General features: G+C 71.8%; 14 protein-coding genes. 6 read left to right on the top strand and 8 right to left on the bottom strand.

Annotated elements, in window-relative coordinates; all coding sequences use genetic code 11:
- Window positions 1-109: 109 nt before the first annotated feature.
- The 4 genes from ACIRPT_RS07375 to ACIRPT_RS07360 all read right to left on the bottom strand — a co-directional run bounded on the left by ACIRPT_RS07375 (window position 110) and on the right by ACIRPT_RS07360 (window position 5,712).
- Window positions 110-2,317, bottom strand: coding sequence for an ATP-dependent RecD-like DNA helicase (locus tag ACIRPT_RS07375; RefSeq protein ID WP_403823655.1), 2,208 nt, complete (start codon window positions 2,315-2,317; stop codon window positions 110-112).
- A gap of 271 nt (window positions 2,318-2,588) precedes the next feature.
- Entirely contained in the window at window positions 2,589-3,476 is an 888-nt protein-coding gene (locus ACIRPT_RS07370) for a sugar phosphate isomerase/epimerase family protein (RefSeq protein ID WP_403823652.1), read from the bottom strand.
- Window positions 3,473-4,564 (bottom strand): dihydrodipicolinate synthase family protein, encoded by a 1,092-nt coding sequence (locus tag ACIRPT_RS07365; protein WP_403823649.1) that lies wholly within the window; start codon window positions 4,562-4,564, stop codon window positions 3,473-3,475. The genes ACIRPT_RS07370 and ACIRPT_RS07365 overlap by 4 nt, the downstream gene beginning before the upstream one ends.
- Window positions 4,561-5,712 carry a Gfo/Idh/MocA family protein gene (locus tag ACIRPT_RS07360; protein ID WP_403823647.1) on the bottom strand — a complete coding sequence of 384 codons (1,152 nt, stop codon included), beginning with the start codon at window positions 5,710-5,712 and terminating at the stop codon, window positions 4,561-4,563. Before ACIRPT_RS07360 ends, ACIRPT_RS07365 begins: the two co-directional genes overlap by 4 nt.
- 278 nt (window positions 5,713-5,990) lie before the next feature.
- Between ACIRPT_RS07360 and ACIRPT_RS07355 the strand changes: the two genes are divergently transcribed.
- The 3 genes from ACIRPT_RS07355 to ACIRPT_RS07345 all read left to right on the top strand — a co-directional run bounded on the left by ACIRPT_RS07355 (window position 5,991) and on the right by ACIRPT_RS07345 (window position 10,066).
- Complete coding sequence (locus tag ACIRPT_RS07355) at window positions 5,991-7,055, top strand: GNAT family N-acetyltransferase (RefSeq protein WP_403823644.1); 1,065 nt, start codon at window positions 5,991-5,993, stop codon at window positions 7,053-7,055.
- Window positions 7,056-7,166: 111 nt separating this feature from the next.
- Window positions 7,167-8,009, top strand: coding sequence for a sugar phosphate isomerase/epimerase family protein (locus ACIRPT_RS07350; protein WP_403823641.1), 843 nt, complete (start codon window positions 7,167-7,169; stop codon window positions 8,007-8,009).
- A 206-nt stretch (window positions 8,010-8,215) separates the two neighbouring features.
- Window positions 8,216-10,066, top strand: a complete 1,851-nt coding sequence (locus ACIRPT_RS07345; protein ID WP_403823639.1) for a glycoside hydrolase family 3 protein — start codon at window positions 8,216-8,218, stop codon at window positions 10,064-10,066.
- 195 nt (window positions 10,067-10,261) lie between these two features.
- Here ACIRPT_RS07345 and ACIRPT_RS07340 read toward each other — a convergent pair whose 3' ends face one another.
- The gene (locus ACIRPT_RS07340; RefSeq protein WP_403823638.1) at window positions 10,262-11,698 is read right to left on the bottom strand and encodes a S28 family serine protease; all 1,437 of its coding nucleotides are present in this window, start codon (window positions 11,696-11,698) and stop codon (window positions 10,262-10,264) included.
- A 105-nt stretch (window positions 11,699-11,803) separates the two neighbouring features.
- Window positions 11,804-15,841: an ABC transporter ATP-binding protein gene (locus ACIRPT_RS07335; RefSeq protein WP_403823636.1), complete on the bottom strand. Its 4,038-nt coding sequence runs from the start codon at window positions 15,839-15,841 to the stop codon at window positions 11,804-11,806.
- Window positions 15,842-16,027: 186 nt separating this feature from the next.
- Here ACIRPT_RS07335 and ACIRPT_RS07330 point away from each other — a divergent pair, with 186 nt between their 5' ends.
- The gene (locus tag ACIRPT_RS07330; RefSeq protein WP_403823634.1) at window positions 16,028-16,813 is read left to right on the top strand and encodes a hypothetical protein; all 786 of its coding nucleotides are present in this window, start codon (window positions 16,028-16,030) and stop codon (window positions 16,811-16,813) included.
- An 85-nt stretch (window positions 16,814-16,898) separates the two neighbouring features.
- Here the strand turns inward: ACIRPT_RS07330 and ACIRPT_RS07325 are convergent, their stop codons facing one another.
- Window positions 16,899-19,724 carry a discoidin domain-containing protein gene (locus ACIRPT_RS07325; protein ID WP_403823631.1) on the bottom strand — a complete coding sequence of 942 codons (2,826 nt, stop codon included), beginning with the start codon at window positions 19,722-19,724 and terminating at the stop codon, window positions 16,899-16,901.
- Between the two features lie 344 nt (window positions 19,725-20,068).
- On the opposite strand from ACIRPT_RS07325, the gene ACIRPT_RS07320 reads away from it, so the two are divergent.
- Window positions 20,069-20,896, top strand: coding sequence for an ATP-binding cassette domain-containing protein (locus ACIRPT_RS07320; protein ID WP_403823628.1), 828 nt, complete (start codon window positions 20,069-20,071; stop codon window positions 20,894-20,896).
- Complete coding sequence (locus ACIRPT_RS07315) at window positions 20,868-23,069, top strand: YhgE/Pip family protein (protein WP_403823625.1); 2,202 nt, start codon at window positions 20,868-20,870, stop codon at window positions 23,067-23,069. The genes ACIRPT_RS07320 and ACIRPT_RS07315 overlap by 29 nt, the downstream gene beginning before the upstream one ends.
- 94 nt (window positions 23,070-23,163) lie before the next feature.
- Here ACIRPT_RS07315 and ACIRPT_RS07310 read toward each other — a convergent pair whose 3' ends face one another.
- Entirely contained in the window at window positions 23,164-24,846 is a 1,683-nt protein-coding gene (locus ACIRPT_RS07310; RefSeq protein ID WP_403823623.1) for a thiamine pyrophosphate-binding protein, read from the bottom strand.
- Window positions 24,847-24,938: the final 92 nt, after the last annotated feature.

Raw genomic sequence — 24,938 nt, 5'->3', positions numbered from 1 at the left:
GACCTTGGATGTGCACTCGGGGTCGGCCATAGGGCCCTGTCGCGGCACTCAGTGCCGCGCCGGTGTCCATCCTGCTCCCCTTCGCCCCGATTGGGAAAGAGGAGTGACATCACATCGCACCGACGAGGCGGTGATCGAGCGCCGTACACCGCCGACCGGCGGATACGGTGCGAACGGCCTGCCCCAGAGCCTTGCGGGAGCCGACCAGCACCACCAGGCGTTTCGCCCGGGTCACGGCGGTATACAGCAGATTGCGCTGCAGCATCATCCACGCACCGGTCGTGACCGGAATCACCACCGCTGGATACTCACTACCCTGCGAACGGTGGATCGTCACGGCATAGGCGTGTGCCAATTCGTCCAATTCATCGAAGTCGTAAGGGACCTCCTCGTCCTCGTCCGTGCGCACGGTCAGCCGCTGGTCGTCGATGCTGAGGTCCGTGACCACGCCCACCGTGCCGTTGAAGACGCCGTTGCGGCCCTTGTCGTAGTTGTTTCTGATCTGGGTGACCTTGTCGCCCACCCGGAAGACCCGGCCACCGAACCGGCGCTCGGGCAGATCGGGCCGGGCGGGCGTGACGGCCTGCTGGAGCAGGCCGTTCAGGGCGCCCGCACCGGCCGGGCCGCGGTGCATCGGGGCCAGCACCTGGACATCCCGGCGGGGGTCTAGGCCGAACTTCTCCGGGATCCGCCTGGCCGCCACCTCGACGGTCAGCCGGCCGGCCGCCTCGGTGTCCTCCTCGGCGAACAGGAAGAAGTCCTTGAGGCCGGTCGTCAGCGGCGGAACGCCGGAGTTGATGCGGTGCGCGTTGGTCACCACCCCGGACTGCTGCGCCTGACGGAAGATCCTGGTCAGGCGCACGGACGGCACCGGGCCCGACTCGGCCAGCAGATCCCGCAGCACCTCGCCCGCGCCCACCGACGGCAGCTGGTCCACGTCCCCGACCAGCAGCAGATGGGCGCCCGGCGGCACCGCCTTGATGAGCTTGTTGGCCAGCAGCAGGTCCAGCATCGACGCCTCGTCGACGACCACCAGATCGGCGTCCAGCGGGCGGTCCGCGTCGTAGGCGGCGTCCCCGCCGGGCTTGAGCTCCAGGAGGCGGTGGACCGTGGAGGCGTCCGCCCCGGTCAGCTCCGAGAGCCGCTTGGCCGCCCGGCCGGTGGGCGCCGCGAGCACCACCTTGGCCTTCTTGGCGCGGGCCAGCTCCACCACGGAGCGGACCGTGAAGGACTTGCCGCAGCCGGGCCCGCCGGTCAGCACCGCCACCTTGCGCGTCAGCGCCAGCCGCACCGCCGCCTGCTGCTCCGGCGCCAGCTCGGCCCCCGTACGCCGGGCGAGCCAGGCCAGCGCCTTGTCCCAGTCCACGTCCCCGAACGCCGGCATCCGGTCCTCGTCGGTGCGCAGCAGCCGGGTCAGCCGCCCGGCCAGTGAGATCTCCGCGCGGTGGAACGGAACCAGGTAGACGGCGGTGACCGGCTCGCCGTCCTTGTCCGGGACCCGCTCGCGCACCACCCCCTCGGGGTCGCCGGCCAGCTCCCCCAGGCAGTCGATGACCAGGCCGGTGTCCACCTGGAGCAGCTTGACCGCGTCCGCGATCAGCCGCTCCTCGGGCAGGAAGCAGTGCCCCTGGTCCGTCGACTGCGACAGCGCGTACTGGAGGCCTGCCTTGACCCGGTCCGGGCTGTCGTGCGGAATGCCCACGGACTGCGCGATGCGGTCGGCCGTCAGGAAGCCGATGCCCCAGACGTCGGCGGCCAGGCGGTAGGGCTCGTTGCGGACGACGGAGATGGAGGCGTCGCCGTACTTCTTGTAGATCCGCACCGCGATGGACGTCGAGACGCCGACGCCCTGGAGGAAGACCATCACCTCCTTGATGGCCTTCTGCTCCTCCCACGCCGCGCCGATCATCTTCGTCCGCTTCGGGCCCAGGCCCGGCACCTCGATCAGCCGCTCGGGACGCTCCTCGATGACGTCCAGGGTGTCGGTGCCGAAGTGCTCGACGATGCGGTCGGCGATCCGCGGGCCGATGCCCTTGATGAGGCCGGAGCCCAGATAGCGGCGGATGCCCTGGATCGTGGCCGGCAGGATGGTGGTGTAGTTCTCGACGGTGAACTGCTTGCCGTACTGCGGATGGGAGCCCCAGCGCCCCTCCATCCGCAGCGATTCCCCCGGCTGCGCGCCCAGCAACGCCCCGACCACCGTGAGGAGATCGCCCGCGCCGCGGCCGGTGTCGACCCGCGCGACCGTGTAGCCGTTCTCCTCATTGGCGTAAGTGATCCGCTCGAGGACCCCTTCCACCACCGATGCGTTGACCATGACCCGACCGTACCGCCGGGGTCTGACAACGCGTCCGGCCCGGCCGGTCCGCGGTGCACGATCGAGGGGCCCGCCCGGTGGCCGGGCCCCTCGATTCCCTCCCCTTCTCGCCGGCCTCCGGATCCCCCCGGTTCCGCCCCGTTGAGGCCGACGACCGCTATGACTTCCGTGAGCCGTCAACGGTTGCGCATCCGCTGGGTTATTTTCCGGCTACCCGAGGTGGCGTTCGCGGGCGTCGGCCGGTGGTGCCGTCCTCGAAGGCGGCCCGAGGTCATCCGACATGCGCGACGAAGCGGTCCACGATCTCGGCCAGCACCTGTGCCCCGCCCCGTTCCCACAGGGCCGGGCTGAAGATCTCCACCTCGATGGGCCCCTGGTAGCCGGCCGCGTCCACCCGCTCCCGGAACCACCGCAGATCCACCGATCCGTCGCCGAGCTGCCCGCGCCCCAGGAGGACTCCCTCGGGCAACGGGGTGACCCAGTCGGCCAACTGGAAGGCGGCGATCCGCGATCCGCCCCCGCCGGTCCCGCCCGCGCGGGCGATTGCCGCGCCGACCGTGTCGTCCCACCACAGGTGGTAGGTGTCGACGACGACCCCCACCTGGTCGGCGGGGAACCGCTCGGCGAGGTCGAGGGCCTGGGTGAGCGTGGAGACCACGCAGCGGTCCGCGGCGTACATCGGGTGCAGCGGTTCGATGGCCAGCCGTACGCCCCGCTCCGCGGCGTACGGCGCCAACTCCCCCAGCGCGTCCGCGATCCGCTCCCGGGCGCCGGGCAGATCGCGGCTGCCGGGCGGCAGCCCGCCGGAGACCAGGACCAGAGTGCCGGTGCCCAGCGTCGCGGCTTCCTCGATGGCCGCCCGGTTGTCCTTCAGGGCGGCCGCGCGCTCCCCGGGGTCCTCGGCGGTGAAGAAGCCGCCCCGGCACAGGCTGGTCACCTCCAGGCCGGCATCCCGTACGAGCCGGGCGGCCGCCGCCACCCCGTACTGCTGCACCGGCGCGCGCCACAGGCCCACGCCCCGTACGCCCGCCCGCGCACACCCGTCCGCCAGCTCCGGGAGGGACCACTGCCGGACGGTCTCCTGATTGAGGCTCAGCCGGGACAGCGGGCCGGCATCACCGCCGGGGTGCGGGCGGGAGGGGGCCTTCTCGTCCGTCACGCGTCCTCCGTCCCGTACACCGCGAGCAGGTTGCGCATCCGGGCGGCGGCGAGCTCCCGGTCGGGGAACAGGCCGAGCTCGTCGGCCAGTTGGTGGGCGCGTCGCAGGTGCGGCAGCGAGCGGGCCGCCTGGAGGCCGCCGACCATGCTGAAGTGCGACTGGTGCCCGGCGAGCCAGGCCAGCAGGACCACGCCGGTCTTGTAGTAGCGGGTGGGTGGCTGGAAGAGGTGCCGGGCGAGGGCGACCGTCGGGTCCAGGACGCCCCGGAAACCCGCCCGGTCCCCGGCGTCCAGGAGGCGTACGGCGTCGGCGGCCAGAGGGGCCAGCGGGTCGAAGACGCCCAGCAGGGCGTCGCTGAAGCCCTGCTCGTCGCCCGCGATCAACTCGGGGTAGTGGAAGTCATCGCCTGTGTAGCAGCGCACTCCCTGCGGCAGCCGGCGGCGCAGCCCGACCTCGCGGCCGGCGTCCAGGAGGGAGACCTTGACGCCGTCCACCTTGCCGGGATGCCCGGCGGTGATCTCCAGGAACGTCTTCGTGGCGGTGTCCAGGTCGGTGCTGCCCCAGTAGCCCTCCAGCGCCGGGTCGAACATCGGGCCCAGCCAGTGCAGGATGACCGGTCCGGTGGCCTGGCGCAGCAGGTGGCCGTAGAGGTCCAGATAGTCGTCGGGGCCCGTGGCGGCCGCGGCGAGCTGCCGGGACGCCATCAGGATGGGGCGCGCGCCGGCCGCCTCGACGAGAGCGAGCTGTTCCTCGTACGCGTTCCGGACGTCCGCCAACGAGGCGCCGTGCGGCGGAAGTTGGTCGGTGCCGACGCCGCAGGCCAGCAGGCCGCCGACGGCACGGGCCTCGGCGGCGGTGCGGCGGATCAGCTGGGCGGCGGCCGGCCAGTCCAGGCCCATTCCGCGCTGCGCGGTGTCCATCGCCTCGGCCACCCCCAGGCCGTGCGACCACAGGTGGTGGCGGAAGGCGAGGGTGGCGTCCCAGTCGAGGGCGGCCGGGCCGTCGGGGGCGGTGTCGGCGCCCGGGTCGGGGACCACATGGGCCGCGGCGAAGACCGTACGGGAGCGGGGTGGCGCGGTGGCGGTCACCTGCCCAGCTCCGGAACGTCCAGGCGGCGGCCCTCGGCGGACGATTTCAGGCCGAGTTCGGCGAGCTGGACGCCGCGGGCGCCCGCCGCCAGGTCCCAGTGCCAGGGCTCGTCGCGTACGACATGCCGCAGGAAGAGCTCCCACTGCGCCTTGAAGGCGTTGTCGAACGCGTCGTTGTCGGGGACCTCCTGCCACTGCTCGCGGAAGCGTCCGTCCGCCGCGACATCCGGATTCCAGACCGGTTTGGGGGTGCCGGCGCGGTGCTGGACGCGGCAGCCGCGCAGGCCCGCGACGGCCGAGCCCTCGGTGCCGTCCACCTGGAACTCGACCAGTTCGTCGCGGTGCACGCGCACCGCCCAGGAGGAGTTGATCTGCGCGACGATCCCGCCGGCCAGCTCGAAGATCCCGTAGGCGGCGTCGTCGGCGGTGGCGTCGTAGGGCGTGCCGGACTCGTCCCAGCGGCGCGGGATGTGCGTGGTGATATGCGCCTGCACGGTCTTGACCGGCCCGAACAGCTCGTGCAGGACGTATTCCCAGTGCGGGAACATATCGGCCGCGATGCCGCCGCCGTCCTCGGCGCGGTAGTTCCAGGAGGGGCGCTGGGCCGGCTGCCAGTCGCCCTCGAAGACCCAGTAGCCGAACTCGCCCCGTACGGACAGGATGCGGCCGAAGAAGCCGCCCTCCACCAGGCGGCGGAGCTTGCGCAGTCCGGGGAGGAAGAGCTTGTCCTGGACCACGCCGTGCTTGATGCCCGCCTCGCGGGCCATCCGGGCCAGCTCCAGGGCGCCGGACAGGTCGGTGGCGGTGGGCTTTTCGACGTAAAGATGCTTTCCGGCGGCAATCGCTTTCTTCACCGCCTCCGCGCGGGCGGCGGTGGCCTGGGCGTCGAAGTAGATGTCGATGCTGTCGTCGGCCAGTACGGCGTCGAGGTCGCAGCTGAAGTCCTGTAGGCCGTGGCGTTCGGCCAGGGCCCGCAGCTTGTGTTCGGAGCGGCCGACGAGCACCGGTTCGGGCCAGATGACCGTTCCGTCCCCGAGGTCGAGGCCGCCCTGTTCCCGCAGGGCGAGGAGGGAGCGGACCAGATGCTGGCGGTAGCCCATGCGTCCGGTCACGCCGTTCATGGCGATGCGTACGGTCGTGCGTGTCACGGTCCGGCCTCTCTCGCGCGGTGCGGGACGGGGTTCGGGGGGTGCCGGGCGCTGAGTGCTGGGTGCTGGGTGCTGGAGCGTCCGCGATGACCTGGCAAGCGCTTTCTACCGCGAGGGACGCTAGCCCGCGTGGCGGCGCACCAACAGGGGGCGGGAAGCCGCGGGATGCGGCCAGCGGGCGGGGTGGGCGGGACAAGCGGGGCGGCACGCGAAATTGATGGCGCGGATCCGTGTCCGCGCGTATCCTTGACTCAGTCAAGGGTGAGTGGGGGTTGCCGATGACGGCCAGGAGCACGATCAGGACCGGGACGACGACGGCGGCGCAGAGCGCGTCCGAGGGCACGGCCACACAGACATCACAGGCGGCGCCGGGCGATCCGGCCGTCCGCGAGCTGCGCGGATTCAACCGCTTCTACACCAATCTCGTCGGCGCGCTGGACTACGGCCGGCATCTCTACACCCCGTACACCCTCACCGAGGCCCGGGTGCTCTACGAGCTCGCGCATCAGGAGCGGGTGGATGCCGCCGATCTCCGCGTGTCGCTGTCGCTGGACGCGGGGTATCTGAGCCGGCTGCTCGGCAAGTTCGAGGACCGTGAGCTGATCACCCGCGGCAGGTCGGAGCGGGATCCGCGGCGCCAGCGGATCACCCTGACCGAGGACGGCCAGGAGGCGGCCGGGCTGCTGGAGGAGCGTTCCCAGGACGCCGCGGCGTCGCTGCTGCGGGGGCTCCCGGAGACGGACCGGGCGCGCCTGGTGGCCTCCATGCGGACGATCCGCGAGGTGTTGGGGGAGGGCACGGCGGCGTGCGACCCGGCTCCCGAGGTCACACTGCGCACCGCCGGGCCGGGCGACCTCGGCTGGATGGTGGAGCGCAACGCCGCTCTCTACGCCGCCGAGTACGGCTTCGACCTGAGCTACGAGGCCCTGGTGGCCCGGATCGTCGCGGAGTACGCCGAGGGCTTCGACCCGCGATGGGACCGCACCTGGATAGCGGAGCTGGGAGGCATGGGGGTCCCCCCTGGCGCGGAGCCTGTCGGAGCCCCTAGGGGGAGGGTGGGCGCCGTGATGTGTGTACGGGACGCGCACCCCGGGACGGCGCGGCTGCGGCTGCTGCTGGTCGAGCCCGGCGCGCGGGGGCACGGCGTGGGCCGCCGGCTCGTCGACACCTGTGTGGCGTTCGCCCGTGATGCCGGGTACGACGACATGGTGCTGTGGACCAACTCCGTGCTCGACGCGGCCCGGAGCATCTATCAGCGGGTCGGCTTCGAGCTGGTCGGCGAGTCGGAACACCACAGTTTCGGGCAGGACCTGATAGGCCAGGACTGGCGTCTGACGTTCTGATACACGGGACCGGTGGGGCGGGCAAGGCCGTGCGGCCCGCCTGCGTTCCACCGGCGCCGTGCGGCAAGACGCCGGCCGATGGGACGACACAAGGGACGGCGGACAGGCGCGATGGGTGATACGAGCACCGCGGTGCGGTTCGCGTTCTCGACGCTCGGGGTGCCGGGAATGCCGGTGGCCGAGGTGCTGCGGCTGGCCGACGAAGCCGGCTATCAGGGCGTGGAGCTGCGCGCGCATCCCGAGGAGCCGGTGCACCCGCTCCTCGGGATGCGGGAACGGGCCGCGGTGCGGCGGCAGTTCGCCGACGCCGGCGTCGCGATCCTGGCCGTCGCCGGCTATCCGAAGGTCGCCGCCGACCGGGACGGAGCGGGCGAGGGGGAGCTGGCCCAGGAGCTGACCGAACTGGTGCTGCTCGCCGCCGACCTGGGAGCGCCGTACGTCCGGGTCTTCCCCGGTGGCGGCGACCGTCCGGCCGCCGCGGCGGAGGCGGACGCCGCACGCCGGCTGGCCGCGGTGGCGCCGCTCGCCGCCGCCCGGGGCGTCCGCGTCCTGCTGGAGACCCATGACTCGCACCGTACGGGCGCGGCCGCCGCCCGCATCCTGGACCGCGTGGGGCATCCCGGGACCGGCGCGCTGTGGGACATACTGCACAGCTGGCTCGGCGGCGAGCGGCCCGCCGACTCCTGTGCCGCGCTCGCCCCGCATCTGGGCTACGTCCAGGTCAAGGACGTAGCCTCGGCCGAGGACACCACTCCCCTGCCGCTCGGCGCCGGCCGGCTGCCGCTCGCGGAGGTCCTGGCCGCGCTCGGGAACGGCGCCGGCCTCGGCCACGGCGGCTGGCTCTGCTGGGAGTACGAAAAGCGCTGGTACCCCCGGGCGGCCGAGCTGCCCGCCCTCCTGGCCCCGGGCCGCGCCCACCTCCAGGGCCTCCTCGACGCCGCCCCGGCCCACTGACCCGGATCGCCGCCCCGCCGCACGACCCCGCCCCCCGTTCACCCGCCCGGCCGTCCCGCAGCCACCCCTCACACATCCCCCGCCGCCCCGCAAACCCTGGGCGCCACCACGTTCCCAGTCATTGACCGGCAATAGTTTTCCGGCTATCCGTGTCTCCTTGGAAGTTTCCTTCACTTCGCCGAGGAAGCCCTCCGGAAGGAGCGCACATGCACTCCAGACGTACCGTCCTGACCACCGCCGCGGCCGCCGCGGCCGCCGCCTGCGCCACCGGTGCCGCCCCCGCCCAGGCCGCCGGGGCCAGAATCGGGCGCCAGCCGGTCTCTCCCGCCAACGGCGCCCCTGCTCCGGCCACCGAGGCCCGGATGCGCCGGCTCATCTCCCACATGACGCCGGAGGAAAAGGTCGGCCAGCTCTTCGTGATGCGCGTCTACGGGCACTCCGCGACCGACCCCGACCCGGCCGACGTCGCCCTCAACCAGAAGGAAATCGGGGTCGCCAACGCCGCCGAGCTGATCGCCAAGTACCACGTCGGCGGCATCATCTACTTCGGCTGGGCGCACAACACCCGCGAGCCGCACCAGATCGCCGACCTCTCCAACGGCATTCAGAAGGCCGGCGCCGCGCAGCCGCTGCCCGTACCGCTGCTGATCTCCACGGACCAGGAACACGGCATAGTGGCCCGGGTCGGCGCGCCCGCCACGCTCTTCCCCGGGGCGATGGCACTGGGCGCGGCCGGGTCCCGCGACGATGCCCGTACGGCGGCGCGGATCGCGGGCGAGGAGCTGTACGCGATGGGCATCCGGCAGGACTACGCGCCGGACGCGGACGTCAATGTCAATGCCGCCAACCCGGTCATCGGGGTGCGTTCCTTCGGCGCCGACCCGCAGGCCGTGGCGCGGATGGTCGCCGCGGAGGTGAAGGGATATCAGGGCGCCGGGATCGCGGCCTGCGCCAAGCATTTTCCCGGGCACGGCGACACGGACACCGACAGCCATATCGGGCTGCCGTACATCCACCACACCGCCGAGGAATGGGAGCGGCTGGACGCGCCGCCGTTCAAGGCCGCGATCGCCGCCGGCATCGATTCGATCATGACGGCGCACATCGTCGTCCCCGCCTTCGACGCCAGCGAGGACCCGGCCACGCTCTCCCGCCCGATCCTCACCGGCATCCTGCGCGAACGCCTCGGCTACAACGGCGTGGTGGTGACGGACTCACTCGGCATGGAGGGCGTACGGGTGAAATACGGCGACGCCCGCGCGCCGGTCCTGGCCCTCAAGGCGGGCGTCGACCAGCTCCTCAACCCGCCGGACCTCTCCGTGGCGCACGGCGCCGTCCTCAAGGCGTTGCAGGAGGGCGAGCTGTCCTGGCCCGATATCGACGCCAAGCTGCTGCGCATCCTGCTGCTGAAGGACCGGCGCGGGCTGTTCACCAACCCGTTCACCACGCACGAGGCGGTGGACCGCGTCGTCGGGATACGCCGTCACCTCGAAACCGCGGACCGTATCGCGAACCGCACCACCACCCTGCTGCGCAACGAGGGCGGCGTGCTTCCGCTGTCCCGGCTCCGCGAGAACAAGGTGCTGGTGGTGGGCGTGGATGCGGCCCCGCCCTCGGGCACCGGAGGGCCGCCGACGACGGTCCTGGCCGACACCCTCGGCGCACTCGGTTTCACGGCCACCGCGCTCTCCACCGGGCTGACGCCGACGCAGACGCTGATCGACCAGGCGGTGGCGGCGCTCCGCGACCGGGACGCGGCCGTGGTGGCCACCTACAACGTCACCGCGGACTCGCCCCAGCGGCAGCTGATCACCGCGCTGCTGGAAACCGGGAAGCCGGTGGTGCAGCTGGCGGTCCGCAATCCGTACGACATCGCGCAGCTGGACGGCATCAAGGCGGCGCTGGCGAGCTATTCCTGGACGGATGTGGAGCTACGGGCCGCGGCGCGGGCCATCGCCGGCCGGCAGAAGCCGACGGGGAAGCTTCCGGTTCCGGTGATGCGGGCGGATGTCCCGGGCACGGTGCTGTATCCCATAGGGCATGGGCTGACGTACTGATGGACCGCGGATAGCGGGTAATGGCGATACGGAAATGGCGCGCCCCCGGCGGGAGCGCGCCATTTCCGTACTGCTGATCCAGACCGCTGATCGGTACTGCTGACCGGTACCGCTGACCGGTACTGCTGATTCGTACCGATTGCGCGCCTACTCACGTACGCGGCTTCGCGGTTACGCGGTCACGCGGTCACGCGGTTACGGCTGGAGCATCGGCATCCGGCGGATTTCCTGCCGGTCCAGCTTCTTGTCGTACGGAGCCTGTGCGGTGGGCGTTCCGCCCGGGGCCCGGACGCCCGCCCAGTCGAGGAGTTCGGCGGTGGCCTTCGTCCGGTCGGCGTCCTTCAGCTTGGCGATGTTCGAGCCGTGATTGCCGCCGGGCACCGTGAACACGTAAGAATCCCGGGCGCCCTTGCCGAGCCGGAAGTGCTCCGAACTCCACGGGTCGTACTGGCCGTTGACGAACATCATCCGCGTCGCGTGATGACGCACCCAGCGGTCGACATCGGGCATCGCACGGGCGTCGAACCGCATCGGAATGTCCTTCGGCACGAACGTCCGGGAATTGTTGATCCCCGGGTACTTCAGCAGATCCTCCAGCTGCGGGTAGCCGTAGCCGGGCTCTCCCATCTGGGTGCCCGCCTGGTAGTAGTACGGGAGGTACGGCTCCATGCCCTGGTCGGTGTAGCTGCCGAAGCCGCCGACCTCGTCCATCCACTTCCACAGCTCGTCCGTGGAGACGGTCGGCTTGGGCACCTTGGCGCAGGCGGTCTCGGCCGGCTGGTACTGCCAGAATCCGAACACCAGATCCGTGACCATGACTTCATAGGACCGGTCGGCGTTGCCGACGGTCTTGAAGGTCTGCTTCTCCTTATCGGCCCACGCCTGGAACCGCTTGACCATCTCCTTCCGCCGTACCAGCGCCTCGCGCTCGATGGCGGCGAGGTCCGCGCGGCACTGCGCGGATCCGACGGTCTCGAAGAACCGGTCGTACGCCGAGTCCTCGTCGTTCTTGACGTCATTCGGCGCGACATAGGCAACGGTGCCGTTCATGTCGTGCGGGAAGAAGCGGCGGTAGTACGTAGCGGTCATGCCGCCCTTGCTGCCGCCGGTGGCTATCCAGTTTTTGCTGTATATGCGGTGCAGCGCGGTGAATATGCGGTGCTGATCGGTCGCCGCCTGCCGGATGTTCAGCTTCTTCCAGTCCGTTGGCTGCGGCCGCGACGGCGTGAAGTAGCGGTATTCCAGGGATATCTGATTGCCGTCGATGATTTTGGTGGGCTCGCTACGGGACGGCGTGGTGCTGACGTTGTAGCCGGACGTGAAGAAAACCGTCGGGCGGTCCACGGACTTGTGCAGCAGGGTCAGCCGCTGCTGGAACGTCCCCTTGGAGTGGTCCCGGTGGTCGGTCCACTGGGTGTAATTCAGGACGAAATAGCGATAGCCGTCGACCGGCTTCTCCTCGATAAGGCTCATCCCCGGAATCGCCAGGATCCGGTCCTTGATGTCCTTGTCTTCGCTGACAGTTGCGCTCTTCGGCTCGGCGGCGGTGGCCGCTCCTGCCGAGGCGCCGCCGACTCCTGCCGTGCCTATGAGCACGACGAGCGACAGCAGCCATCTGAAGGTCTTGCGCATACACCCTCCCCTTGGGATAGCAAAGGTCGGGCTGAACCTATCGGCGCAACGGGGCCGCCACCAGCCCCCTTTGTCCGCTCCTGGGAGGCCGGTGGCGGGACGCGGTCAGACGGCGACCGATTCTTCCCCGGTCTTCGACGCGGGCGCCCCCGCCTCGCCGGTGAAGGCGCGCCACAGCTCGGCGTACCGGCCGTCGCGGTCGAGGAGTTGGGCGTGCGTGCCGTCCTCGGCGACCCGGCCCTGGTCCATCACCACGACGCGGTCGGCGCGGGCCGCGGTGGTCAGACGGTGGGCGACGACGAGGGTCGTACGGCGGCCGACGAGGCGGTCGGTGGCCTGGTTGACGACGGCCTCCGTGGCGAGGTCCAGGGCGGCGGTGGCCTCGTCCAGCAACAGCACGTCGGGGTCGACGAGTTCGGCGCGGGCCAGGGCGAGCAGCTGGCGCTGTCCCGCGGAGAGGTTGCGGCCGCGCTCGGCGACCTCGTGAAGGTAGCCGCCGTCGAGGGTGGCGATCATGGCGTGCGCGCCGACGGCGCGGGCGGCGGCCTCCACCTCGGCGTCGGTGGCGTCCGGGCGGCCGTAGGCGATGGCGTCGCGGACCGTACCGGCGAAGAGGTAGGACTCCTGGGGGACGACGCCGAGCCGGCGGCGGTAGTCGGTCAGGTCCAGGTCGCGCAGATCCGTGCCGTCGACACGGACGGCGCCCGAGGACGGGTCGTAGAACCGCGCGACCAGTTTGACGAGGGTGGATTTACCCGCGCCCGTCTCGCCGACGAAAGCCACGGTCTGACCTGCGGGAATGGCCAGGTCTATGCCGGCCAGCGCCTGCTCGGCCTGCTCCTCGTGCGTGCCGTAGTGGAAGTGCACGGCGTCGAAGGTGATGTCGCCGCGCAGTTCCGGCACCTCGCGCGGCCGCTCGGCGGCCGGGGTGGTGGTCGGCTCGCGCAGCAGTTCCTGAATGCGGCCGAGGGAGACGGAGGCCTGCTGGTAGCCGTCGAAGACCTGGGAGAGCTGCTGCACCGGGGCGAAGAACAGGTCGATGTAGAGCAGGTAGGCGACCAGCGCACCGGCGGTGAGGGTGTGGGAGCCCACCCGGTCGGCGCCCACGATCAGCACCAGGGCCGCGGCGACGGACGACAGCAGCTGGACGAACGGGAAGTAGATGGATATCAGGAACTGCCCGCGTATTCGGGCCTGGCGGTAAGCGGTGCTACGGGCGGCGAACCGCGCGGCGCCGCGCCCCTCGCGCCGGAACGCCTGGACGATCCGCAGTCCGGCGACGCTCTCCTGGAGGTCGCCGTTGACGACGCTGATCCGCTCGCGGGCGAGCTCGTAGGCCTTGACGCTCTGCTTGCGGAAGAAGTACGTGCCGATGATCAGCGGCGGGAGGGTGGCGAAGACGACCAGGGCCAGCTGGACGTCGATGGCGAGCAGGGCGACGAGTATCCCGAAGAAGGTGAGCAGCGACACCACGGCGGTGACCAGGCCGGTCTGGAGGAAGGTGGACAGGGCGTCCACGTCCGTGGTCATCCGGGTCATGATCTTGCCGCTCAGCTCGCGCTCGTAGTAGTCGAGGCCGAGGCGCTGGAGCTGGGCGAAGATCTTGAGGCGGAGCGAGTAGAGGACCCGCTCGCCGGTGCGTCCGGTCATGCGGTTGGAGCCGATCTGGGCCGCCCACTGGGCGAGCACGACGATCAGGGCGAACGCCGCGGCCGTCCAGACGCCGACCAGCGCACCACGGCGGACGCCCTCGTCGATGCCCTGCCGGATGAGGATCGGGACGAGCAGACCCGCGAGGGCGTCCACCGCGACCAGCGCGAGAGCGATGAGCAGCGGCCCGCCGAAGCCGCGCAGCAGCCTGCGCAGGCCGTAGGAGCGCTCGGGGCGTACGGCCAGGTCCTCGTCGATGTCCGGTTCGTCGCCGGCCGGCGGCAGCGCCTCGACCTTGGCGAGCAGCTCGGGTGTGGCGGGCATACCGGCCAGCGCGGCCCCGAAGCTGGGCCCGCCCGCCGGGGGCGCCGCGGGGGCAACTCCGGCCGCGGGCGCCTCGGTGGCCTGCCCGCGGCGGACCCACAGCTCGGGGGTGATGGCGCCGTCCGGCACGGTCCGGGCGGGCGCGCGCTCGGCCGCGGCGCGCTCGGCCGGGTCCGCTGCGACCTCGTCGGCCTCCAGCTCGTCCACGCCCAGCGCGTCCGCTTCGAATTTCAGCAGGCCGGTGGCCGCGTACTCGCCGTTGAAGGCGCCGGCCAGCTCGCCCGCCGGATCGGCCTCGATGCCGCCCAGCTCATCCGGGTCGGTCAGCAGCCTGCGGTAGAGCGGACAGCGGAGCTCCAGCTCCTCCTGGGTGCCGATGTCGACCAGCCGCCCGCCGTCGAGAACGGCGACCCGGTCGGCGAGCGCCAGGGTGGAGGCGCGGTGCGCGATGAGCAGGGTCGTACGGCCTTCCATGACGCCGCGCAGCGCCTCGTGGATCTCGTGCTCCACGCGGGCGTCGACCGCCGAGGTGGCATCGTCCAGGACCAGGAGCCGGGGGTCGGTGAGGATGGCGCGGGCCAGGGCGACGCGCTGCCGCTGGCCGCCGGAGAGCGTCAGCCCCTGCTCGCCGACCTTGGTGTCGTACCCCTCGGGCAGCTCGGAGATGAAGCCTTCGGCCTGCGCGGCGCGGGCGGCGGCGCGCACCTGCTCGTCGGTGGCGTCCGGGTGGCCGTAGGCGATGTTGTCGCGTACGGAATCGGAGAACAGGAAGCTGCTCTCGGGAACGAGGCCGATGGCGGCCCGCAGCGATTCCATGGTCAGATCGCGCACGTCATGGCCGCCGACCAGGACCCGGCCCGCGGAAACGTCGTAGAAGCGGGGCAGCAGCAGCGAAACGGTGGACTTGCCGCTGCCGGAGGTGCCGACGACGGCGACGGTCTCACCGGCTTCGATGCGCAGCGAGAAGCCATCGAGGACGGGACGGGAGGCGGCGGGGGCGCTCGCGGCGTCCGGGGTGGTGGGGGTCGCTGTGCCGTCGGCGTTGTCGGCGTTGTGGGCGTTGTCGGCGTGGTCGGCGTTCTCTGCCTGCCCTGCCTGCCCTGCCTGCGCCGGTGCATAACCGAACGTCACCGCGTCGAATTCGACGGTTGCCGGGGCGTCGGCGGGCAGCTCGTATGCGCCCGCCCGCTCCTTGATCGAGGGCTCGGTGTCGATCAGCTCGTAGACCCGCTCCACGCCGGCGCGTGCCTGCTGGCCGATGGTCAGCATCATCGCGAGCATCCGGACCGGTCCGACGAGCTGGGCGAGGTAGGTGGAGAAGGCGACGAAGGTGCCCAGGGTGACCTGCCCCTGTGTGGCCATCCAGCCGCCCAGGGCCAGCATCGCGACCTGGCCGAGCGCCGGTACGGCCTGCAGGGCGGGGGTGTAGCGCGCGTTGAGGCGGACCGTCCGCAGCCGTCCGGCGAACAGCCGGCGGCTGGCCTCGCGCAGCTTTCCGGTCTCCTGTTCCTCCTGCCCGAAGCCCTTCACCACACGGACGCCGGTGACCGCGCCGTCCACCACGCCGGCCACCGCGGCCGCCTGGCCCTGGGCGTACCAGGTGGCGGGAAAGAGACGGGCGCGGCTGCGCTTGGCGATGTACCAGAGGGCGGGGGCGACGGCCAGCGCGACGACGGTGAGCAGCGGCGAAAGGATCGTCATCACGACGAGGGAGATCAGGAACAGCAGGACGTTCCCGATCATCATCGGGATCATGAAGAGCAGGCCCTGGATCAGCTGGAGGTCGCTGGTGGCACGGCCGACGACCTGCCCGGTGCTCAGCTCGTCCTGCCGTCGGCCGTCGAGCCGTGCGATGGCGGCGAACATCCTGGTCCGCAGATCGTGCTGGGCGTCGAGCGCGAGGCGGCCGCCGTAGAAGCGGCGGATATAGGTGAGGACGTAGACGACGACCGCGGCGACGATGAGCAGGGTGGCCCAGGGCCCGATGGACCGGTCCTGCTTGACGATCACATCGTCGATGATCAGCTTCGGTACGAGCGGGACCAGCGCCATCACGGCCATACCGGCGAGAGAGGCGCCCAGCGCGAGCAGCACATCCTTTTTGTACTGCCAGCAGTCGCGCGTCAGCCGCCGCGCCCAGCCCTGTCGTCCCTCATCCGTCCCCGCCACCCGATGCCTCCCGCACCTCGACCTGTTCCAACAGTCACCAACAGCGCGAGCAGCCGATTTCATCCCGCTGCAACAATCCGGGCCGGGAATGGGGGATATCCCTGATCCGGTGTCAGGGGAGACCCAGGGTCGGATGCGGGTCATCCCCGATGGTCCGGCCATCGCACGTCGGTCACGCTGAGTGACATGAAGCAACGGATTCGTCGCCGACTCGCGGCGGCACTCGCAGGCGGCGCCGCCGCCATGGCCCTGATCGCCGGGACGACGGCCACGCCCGCCGCGGCCGCAGCGCCGCCCGCCCCGCGCGCGTCCGCCCCATCCGACTCCGCCAACTTCTCAGACGCCTCTGGATCCCCCGAATCCTCCGAATCCCCCGAACCCTTCGACTTCCGTGACTGCCCGGTGCTGCCGCCCGGCGTCGACGCCGCGAAGTGGCGATGTGAGGTCTTCGTCATGAAGGGCAGCCTCACGGTCGGCGCGTTGCACGTCCCGGACCTCGCCCCCATGACCGCCACCAATGCCGAAGGCCCGATGCCGGACGGCAGCCGGGGCCAGGTTTTCGGCGGGATACGCTCCGCGGCGACGCGGGTGGACGGAGGGCTGCGCATCCAGCCGCAGTACGCCGGGTTCTCCGACTTCTACCCGGACGGTGTGCACCGAGGCGCACTCGACATGAAATTCCGCCTGCTGCACCCCCTGCTCGGCGAGCACTGCACGATAGGCGCGGACTCCGACCCGGCGGCACTCCGGTTCGTGCAGGACGGCAGCACGGAGTGGGTCTCCAAGGAGCCGCCGATCCTGAAGTTCTCGATCCACGACAACGCGTTCGCCGCTCCGCGTACCCACGGCTGCGGTCCGCTCGGCAAGGCGGTCGACAGGCGGCTCGGCCTGCCGGCGCCCTCCGGGAGGAGCGCGATATCCGCGACCGCGGTCTACACCTTCCGCTCGTACGCCGAGCCGTCGGTGGGCTAGGACTCTCCGACGGGTCAGCCCGGCTCCCGCCCACAGGTGGTGGCCCACGGGGGTGGTCTACGGGTGCTGGCATATGGGCAGTGGCCTACGGGTCGCCCGCGGGGGCCGTGTGGACGGTCAGCTCCGCGATGCCCGGGTGAGGCGAGGCGTTCGCGTTGCCCGATCCGGATTTCGCGGCGTGCAGCACGATCCGGACGTAGCGGGCCGGGGTCCGTCCTCCGTAGCCCGTTCCCGTCCAGTGCCTGCCGTCCCGGGAGACCTGTGCGACGTAGGACTTCGGGCGGGTTGCGGTCCAGTGCGGGGTGATCTGGCCGATGGTGGTGGTCCGGCCGAGGTCGACGGTGAGAGTCGCGGTGGAGGTGCTCGGGGTCCAGGCGGTGGCGCCGTTGCCGTCGACGGCCGCGGCCGCGTACAGGCCGGGCTCCTCGGAGGTCGCCCTGGCGGGTGCGCAGCGGGCGGCGTTGGAGGTCGCGGCCAGGTCGGGGCGGCGGGTCTTGAGGACCGCGGGCAGGCCCCGGCTCACCACCTTCTCGCCCTCGGGGGTGGCGATCCGCATCGGCGCTCCGGAGGTCAGCCGCACGGTGGTGTGGTGGGCGCCGATCGCGATCTCGTACGTCCGTCCCTGCCAGCGCAGGCCGTGCAGGGTGACGCCGTCGGACAGCTGGGGCGGCAGCATCGGGTCCAGGTGCACCCGGTCCTCGGCCATCCGCAGGCCCGTCAGTCCGTGGGTGAAGGTCTGCAGGAAGCCGCCCTTGCCGGTGAGGAAGTCCTGCGCGGGCCGGCCGGCGTGCGGGTCGTCGGCGCCCGCCTTGTTGCCGCGCGCCTCGGAGAACTGCGCGAACGGGCCGCGGACGAACGGCTTGATGGCGCGCAGCAGGTAGGTGTAGGTCGAGCAGCCGGCCTCGCCGATGCCGGCGGCGTCGATGGCGTGCACCGAGTCCGTCATGGCCGGGCCGTCCGGGTCGGTGTGCGCGGCGTAGTAGTCGAGGGTGCCGGCGGCCTGTTGCTGCGACATGGGCCAGTGCAGCGGATACATCAGAAGGACGGTGTCGGCCTGTTTGATGGTGGTGCCGCGGTAGCCGGCGTACTGCTGGAAGACCTTGTTCCGGGCGTCGTAGGGGATGCGCAGCCGGTCGGCGATGGTCTTCCAGCGGGCCGGGGCGTGTTCGCCGAGGAGGGCGGCGGCACGGGTGGCGTGGCGCAGCGCGCTGGCGGCGCCGGCGTTGGTGAAGACGCCGTCGGTGACGCCGTTGCTGTACTCGTCGGGTCCGGCGACGTTCTTGATGGAGTAGCTGCCGTCGGCGTTGCGGGTGGCCCGGGATGCCCAGAACGCGGCGATGCCCTTGAGGACCGGCCAGCCGCGCGAGCGCAGCCAGGCGGTGTCCTTGGTGGCCAGGTAGTACTGCCAGGCGGCGAGGGAGATATCGCCCATGAGGTGGTTCTGGGTCTTGCAGTGCGGCGGGTCCCAGCTGTGGCACTCGTTCCAGAGGTCGCCCTTGCTGCCGCTGGTCCAGGAATAGAAGAGGCCGTCGTAGCCGAGCTTCCGGGCGTTGGCGCGGGCGCCGGCCATGGTCCGGTAGCGGTAGTCGACGATCGACCTGGCGAGCTGGGGGTGGCCGGCGAGGAGGCCGGGGTACATCCAGGTCTCGGCGTCCCAGAAGACCTCGCCGGCGTAGTTGTCGCTGGTCAGGCCGGTGGGGCCGATGCTGTTGCGGTTGCCGGCGCGGGTGCTGGAGAGGAGTCCGTACTGCGCGGCGCGGACCCAGGACTGCAGCTGGCGGTGCCCTTTCACCTCGATGTCGGTGCGCCACAGCCGCCGCCAGGCCGCGGTGTGCCGCGCGAACAGGGCGTCCCAGCCGCGGTCCGCGGCGTGGCGGGAGGCGACGCGCGCGGCGGCGCGCGGGGAGCGGGCGGTGAGCGCGGTGTCCACGCCGACGTACTTGGTCAGTTCGTACGGGTGGCCGCTGCGCACGGGGAAGGTGAGGCCTTGGCGGTTGCTCAGCCCGGTCGGCGGGGATGTCTGCCGGGTTCCGGCGGCGTGGATGCCGGGGCCGGGGCGCAACGTGGAGGCGATCGCGCCGTCGGTCTTGGTGCCGTCGGTGCGGAAGGCGACGTCCATGGTGCCGTCGGCGGTGGTGGCGCCGCGGGTCTGGGTCATCCGGCGGGCGCCCCGGCCGTCGAGGATGTCGGTGACGGTGGCGGAGCCGGTCCAGTGGGGTGTCATCTTCAGCCGTACGGCACCGGCGTGGGGGTCGTTGCGGTCGGTGAGGACGTCGTAGACCAGGTCGGTGGAGCGGCCGTCGGCGGCCGTCCAGGTCAGCGAGGTGCGCAGAAAGCCGCAGCGCAGGGAGAGCGTCTGGCGGTAGTGGGAGATCCGGCCGGGTGCGGTGGCGGCCGAGAAGGTCTCGTGGTGGGGGCCGCCGGTGGTCACATCGAGCGTGGTCCAGGTGGGGAGCGCGGCGATGGCCTGGCGTCCGGCGACGCTTTTCGGCCCTTTCGCATACAGGCCTGAGACAAAAGATCCGTCGTAGGCGGGGGTCTTGAGCGGCCAGCCCGTTGCGCCGCCGGGGGCCGCGTATCCGGTGCCGTTGGGCGGTACCCGCTGTCCCAGGTAGCCGTTGCCGACGAAGGCGTGGTGGGTGTCCTGGGGGTCGATCCGGGTGGCGGTGGCCGTCCAGCCGGTGTCCGTGCAGGCGCCGGACGGCGCCGGGGCCCCGGCAGACGCAGACGCCGATGCCGATGCCGATGCCGATGGCGTTGCGGGCGCCGAGGCGGGAGCGAATACGGCGACCAGCGCTCCGGCGAGCAGCGGAGCGACCAGGTTGCGCGTCCGTCGGGCCGCGGCCCGGGGCCGCCGTCGCCGCACCGGTGCCTGCGATGACGCCTTCACGGGATGTGGGGAGTGATCCATGGTTCTCCGTCGTACGCACGCGGCCGCCCATACCTATGTTCCGGCACAAACGCCCTGGACACCGCTTCGGACGCCGCGAGGCCGGGCCGGGTGCCCGCGGCACGGCCGCGACACGACGCCACGCGACGCGAACCGCGACATCACCCCGGCAATCACCGCGACATGGCCGTCGGTACGCGGGCCGCCGTGGACCTCGCGAACGTCAGAGCACCCTAAAACCTGACCCCCGTTGGGGTCACGCCATCGGGCGCACGGGATCGCGCGCGCCAAAGCGCTCCGATTGGTCAATAGGGCCACACTTACGGCACACTTTTAGACTGACCAGTCAGAACAAAGGAGGGGTTGTGGACACCACCCGTCAGGGGGCGGCGGTCAACGCCAGGGGAATCGGAGTGGAGGGCCCACGGGGGTGGGCATTCAGAGGTGTCGACATCTCCGCGGACCCGGGCGCGCTGATCGCCGTCCTGGGCCCCTCGGGATCCGGCCGTACGTGTCTGCTGCTCGCGCTCAGCGGGCGGATGCGGATCACCGAGGGACAGGCGACGGTCGCCGGTTTTCCGCTGCCCAAGCGGATGGGGGCGGTGCGCGGCCGTACGGCGATCGCGCACGTACCGGGCGTCGCCGATCTCGAACCGGCCCTCACGGTCGGCGAACACCTTCGGGAACAGGCCCTGTTGGGCCGCCGCCTGAAGAACTCGCTGCCCTGGGGACGCCGCGGCAAGGAGGCCACCCGGGCCCGGATCGACGCCGCGCTGGCGGCGGCCGGGCTCGACGCCGACACCCTGCCCAAGGGCCTGCGGACGACGGTCCGCGATCTGGAGCGGCTCGAGGCGCTGCGGCTGTCCATCGCGCTCGCCGTGATGCACGACCCGCACCTGCTGGCCGTCGACGATGTCGATCTGAAGCTGTCCCCGCCCGAACGCGCCCTGGCCTGGGAGATGCTGCGGAATCTCGCGCGGGCGGGCCTCACCGTCGTCGCCGCGGGCAGCGACGCGCCCGCGGACGCGCTGATCGTCCGTACGGCACCCAAGGACACCGAGCGCACCGCCCACGCCGAGCAGACCGCCCGCACCGAGCCGGCCACCGACGCCGCCACCGACCGGCCCCAGAACTCCGGTAACCAGGACAAGGAGGAAGCACCGCATGCGTTCGCCGAAACTGGCCGCGCTTGAGCTCAGGCGTTTCGGCCGGGGAAAGCTCCCCCGGCTGGGCCTCGTCGCCCTGATGCTGATCCCCCTGCTGTACGGAGCCCTGTACCTGTGCTCCTTCTGGGACCCCTACAGCCGCCTCGACAAGATCCCGGTGGCGCTCGTCAATGACGACCAGGGGGCCACCACCGACGGCAAGAAGATCACCGCGGGCGCCGATCTGGCGAAGAACGTCAAGGACAGCGACACCTTCGACTGGGAGGAGGTCAGCGCCGCGGACGCCGCCAAGGGCGTCGAGAACGGCACGTACTACCTGTCGCTGACCGTCCCGAAGAACTTCAGCGAGCGGATCGCCTCCAGCTCCGGCGACTCCCCGCAGACCGGCGCCCTCCAGGTCCGGACGAACGACGCGAACAACTACATCGTCGGCTCCATCTCGAAGACGGTGTTCTCCGAGATACGGGCCAAGACCTCGGCGAAGTCGTCGCGGGCCTTCCTCGACAAGATCTTCGTGTCGTTCTCCGATCTGCACGACGAGACGGCCAAGGCGGCGGACGGCGCCGGGAAGGTCGACAAGGGCCTCGGCACCGCCAAGGACAAGACCGGTGAACTGGCCGACGGGCTGGGCAAGCTGGACCAGGGCTCCGGCAAGGTCAGCGAGGGCGCGGGCGATGTCAGCAAGGGCGCCGGTGACCTGAGCGACGGCGCGAACAAGCTCAACCACGGCGCCTCGCAGGCCGTCGGGAAGGCCCGGCAGCTCAGCCAGGGCGCGAGCCAGGTCGCGGACGGCACCCAGCAGCTGGCCGAGAAGGTCCAGGGCATCGCCAAGGCGGACCTGCCCTTCCTCAGGGAGCACGGCGCGGAAATCGGCCGCAAGGCGCGCATCGTCGCCGACCTCACCGAGGATCTCGACCAGGACCTGAGCAAACTGCCGGACGACTCCGCCCGGGCCGCCACCCAGGCACGGCAGAACGCCGACAACGCCGCGAAGCTGTACCGGGAGCGCTGCGGCGCCCTCAGCACCGACCCCGACTGCCCCGAGCTGAAGGGCATCGCGGCCGGCACCGCAGTGGTCGCCGATGCGGCGGAGAAGGTCCACGACACCATCGCCCGCACGGACTTCGGGCAGCTGCGCACCAAGCTGCGGGAGCTGCACCGGGGCGCCGTGATGGTCGCCGACCAGGCACCGGGCATCGCCGGCCGCGCGGACACCGCGATCGGCCAGATCAACCAGCTCAACGCCGGTGCTCACAAGGTCTCCAAGGGCGCAGGCCTGTTTGCGGACGGCATCGTCGCGCTCGCCGACGGCAGCGGTGACCTGGCCGACGGCGCCGGCAAGCTGTCGGACGGCGCCGGCAAGGTCGCCGACGGCGCCGGGAAGGTCCACAGCGGGCTCGGCGACGCCAAGGACGGCGCCGAGAAGCTCACCGGCGGGCTGTTCAAGCTCAAGGACGGCTCGAACCAGCTGGCGGACGGGCTGCACAGCGGGGTCGCCAAGATCCCGGACTACGACAAGAAGGACCGCGACGCCCGCACCGAGGTGATGGCCGACCCGGTGGAGCTGGCCGCCAAGTCGATGCACAAGGCGCCCAATTACGGCACCGGCCTGGCGCCGTACTTCATCCCGCTGTCCCTCTGGGTCGGCGCGATGGTCGCGTTCATGCTGCTCCAGCCGCTGGGCAAGCGCGCGCTGGCGGCCGGTGCACCCGGCTGGCGGATCGCGCTCGGGTCCTGGCTGCCCGCCTTCGCCATCGGCGTCGTGCAGGTGCTGGCCCTGATGGCCGTGCTCCACTGGGGTCTCGGGCTGGAGATGGCACGCTCGGCCGCCACCATCGGCTTCCTGCTGCTGGCGACGGCCGCGTTCACCGCGATCATCCAGTTCTTCGGCGCCCAGTTCGGCCCGGCGGGCCGGGTATTGACCCTGGTCGTGCTGATGCTCCAGCTGACCTCGGCCGGCGGCACCTACCCGGTGCAGACCAGCCCCGGGTTCTTCGCCGCCATCCACCCGTTCCTGCCGATGAGTTACGTCGTGGACGGTCTGCGCCGGCTGATCACCGGCGGTGACCTCGGCGTCGTCTGGCAGGGCTCGGCGGTGCTTGCCGCCTTCACCATCGGCGCGCTGGCACTCACGGCGCTGACGGCGCGCGGCCGGCAGGTCGTACGGATGAAGGACCTGCACCCGGAGCTCAGCCTGTAGCCGTACCCGGGACATCCCGCATCCCGCCGGGGAGACCCGTACGGGACGCGGGAGCCCGCAAGGGGGGCGGCGCCACACCAGGCGCCGCCCCCTTCTAGCTGCCCGTATGGGCCGGCGTGCCCGTATGGGTCGGCGCGAACATCCGCAGCCGGGCCGGGAGGACGACCACGGAGGGGCCGGGCGAGGCCAGTGCCGCCGCCAGGTCCGTCCCCAGCCGCTCGGGGCTCGTAGACACCGCCGGCACCCCGAAGGACTGCGCGAGGGCGACGAAATCCGGCCGCGCCAGCTCCGTGGCGGTGGCCTCGCCGAAGGCGTCGGTCATGTACTCGCGCAGGATGCCGTAACCGCCGTCGTCCACGATGAGCCAGGTGACCGGCAGGTCGTACTGCCGGGCGGTGGCCAGTTCGGCGAGCGAGTACATGGCGCCGCCGTCTCCGGAGACGGCGAGCACCGGCCGGTCGGGGTCGGCGACCGCAACGCCCAGCGCCGCCGGGAAGCCGTAGCCCAGGCCGCCGGCGCCCTGGGCGGAGTGCAGCGCGTTGGTCCGCCGGGGGTCGAAGGCGGACCAGGCCCAGTAGGCCAGGATCGTCATGTCCCAGCAGCTCACCGCGTCGTCGGGGAGCGCCTCCCGCACGGAGGCGAGGATCCGCTGCTCCAGGCCGAGGTCCTGGCCGTCGAGACGGTCCCGGACCCTGGCCAGGAGGCCGGCGACGGCGGTTTCGGGCGCGGTGCCCCCGGGCGTCCTGCGGGGCGGCCGCGCCGTCACCGCCGCCTCCAGCGCGCCCAGCGCGAGCCGGGCGTCCGCGTGGATGCCCAGCGCGGCATGGTTGGCCTCCAGCTTGCCGAGGTCCGCCTCGATCTGTACGACCCGGCCGCGTGGCCGGAAGGTGTGGTAGTTCGAGGAGAGTTCGCCGAGCCCGGAGCCGACGACCAGGAGGGTGTCGGCGTCCTCCAGGAAGTCGGTGGTGTGCCGGTCCTCCAGCCAGGACCGGAGGGAGAGCGGATGCTCCCAGGGGAAGGCGCCCTTGCCGCCGAAGGTGGTGGCGACCGGCGCCCGGAGGTGTTCGGCGAGCGCCAGCAGCTCCGCCTCGGCCCCGGCGCGCACGACGCCGCCGCCGGCCAGGATCACCGGCCGCTCGGCCCCGGTCAGCGCCTCCGCGGCCGCCGCGATCAGCTCCGGGCGCGGCGGCAGCTGCCGGGGCCGTACCTCCGGTCCGGTCACCGGCGGCACCTCCACGGGGGCCAGCAGCACGTCCTGCGGGATCTCCAGCCACACGGGCCCGTGCGGGGCGCTCAGCGCGGACTCCCAGGCCGCGGCCACCGCGGAGGGGATCTGCGAGGCCGTACGGGCGGTGTGGACGGACTTGACCACGCCCCGGAACGCGGCGCTCTGGTCGGTGAGTTCATGCAGATAGCCGTGCCGGCCGCCGCCGATCCCGGCCAGCGGGACCTGGCTGCCGATGGCCAGTACGGCGGCCGAGGCGGCGGCCGCCTCCTGGAGCGCGGCAAGCGTCATCAGCGCGCCGGGGCCGGTGGAGACCAGCAGCGGCGCGACACCGTGCGTGGTGCGGGCGTACGCGTCGGCGGCGAACCCCGCGTTGTTCTCCACCCGCAGCCCCACATAGCGCAGCGGGGAGCGGCGCAGCGCGTCGAAGATCCCCAGCGCGTGCTGGCCGGGGAGCCCGAAGACGGTGCGGGCGCCGAGGGCGGCCAGGGTTTCGACGACCAGGTCGCCGCCGCTGCGCCGCGTCTGCGCCGGGTCGGGGGTGGTGCTCATCGGTGGGTGACTCTCCGTCCCGTTGTGCGTGTGCGCGGCCTGGCGGCCGCCCGTTCTCGAGCGCCGCTCGGGCGCGGCGCGGTCCTGGCGGC

This window comes from Streptomyces sp. NPDC101227, from assembly GCF_044767545.1.
Lineage (GTDB): Bacteria > Actinomycetota > Actinomycetes > Streptomycetales > Streptomycetaceae > Streptomyces.
This window is presented reverse-complemented; position numbering and strand designations above follow the sequence as displayed.

What these genes read in the sequence shown, in the direction of transcription:
- ACIRPT_RS07375 (WP_403823655.1), bottom strand. Translation starts at nt 2,317, where the DNA reads ATGGTCAACGCATCGGTGGTGGAAGGGGTCCTCGAGCGGATCACTTAC.
- ACIRPT_RS07310 (WP_403823623.1), bottom strand. Translation starts at nt 24,846, where the DNA reads ATGAGCACCACCCCCGACCCGGCGCAGACGCGGCGCAGCGGCGGCGAC.
- ACIRPT_RS07345 (WP_403823639.1), top strand. Translation starts at nt 8,216, where the DNA reads ATGCACTCCAGACGTACCGTCCTGACCACCGCCGCGGCCGCCGCGGCC.
- ACIRPT_RS07355 (WP_403823644.1), top strand. Translation starts at nt 5,991, where the DNA reads ATGACGGCCAGGAGCACGATCAGGACCGGGACGACGACGGCGGCGCAG.
- ACIRPT_RS07325 (WP_403823631.1), bottom strand. Translation starts at nt 19,724, where the DNA reads ATGGATCACTCCCCACATCCCGTGAAGGCGTCATCGCAGGCACCGGTG.
- ACIRPT_RS07315 (WP_403823625.1), top strand. Translation starts at nt 20,868, where the DNA reads ATGCGTTCGCCGAAACTGGCCGCGCTTGAGCTCAGGCGTTTCGGCCGG.
- ACIRPT_RS07340 (WP_403823638.1), bottom strand. Translation starts at nt 11,698, where the DNA reads ATGCGCAAGACCTTCAGATGGCTGCTGTCGCTCGTCGTGCTCATAGGC.
- ACIRPT_RS07350 (WP_403823641.1), top strand. Translation starts at nt 7,167, where the DNA reads ATGGGTGATACGAGCACCGCGGTGCGGTTCGCGTTCTCGACGCTCGGG.
- ACIRPT_RS07330 (WP_403823634.1), top strand. Translation starts at nt 16,028, where the DNA reads ATGAAGCAACGGATTCGTCGCCGACTCGCGGCGGCACTCGCAGGCGGC.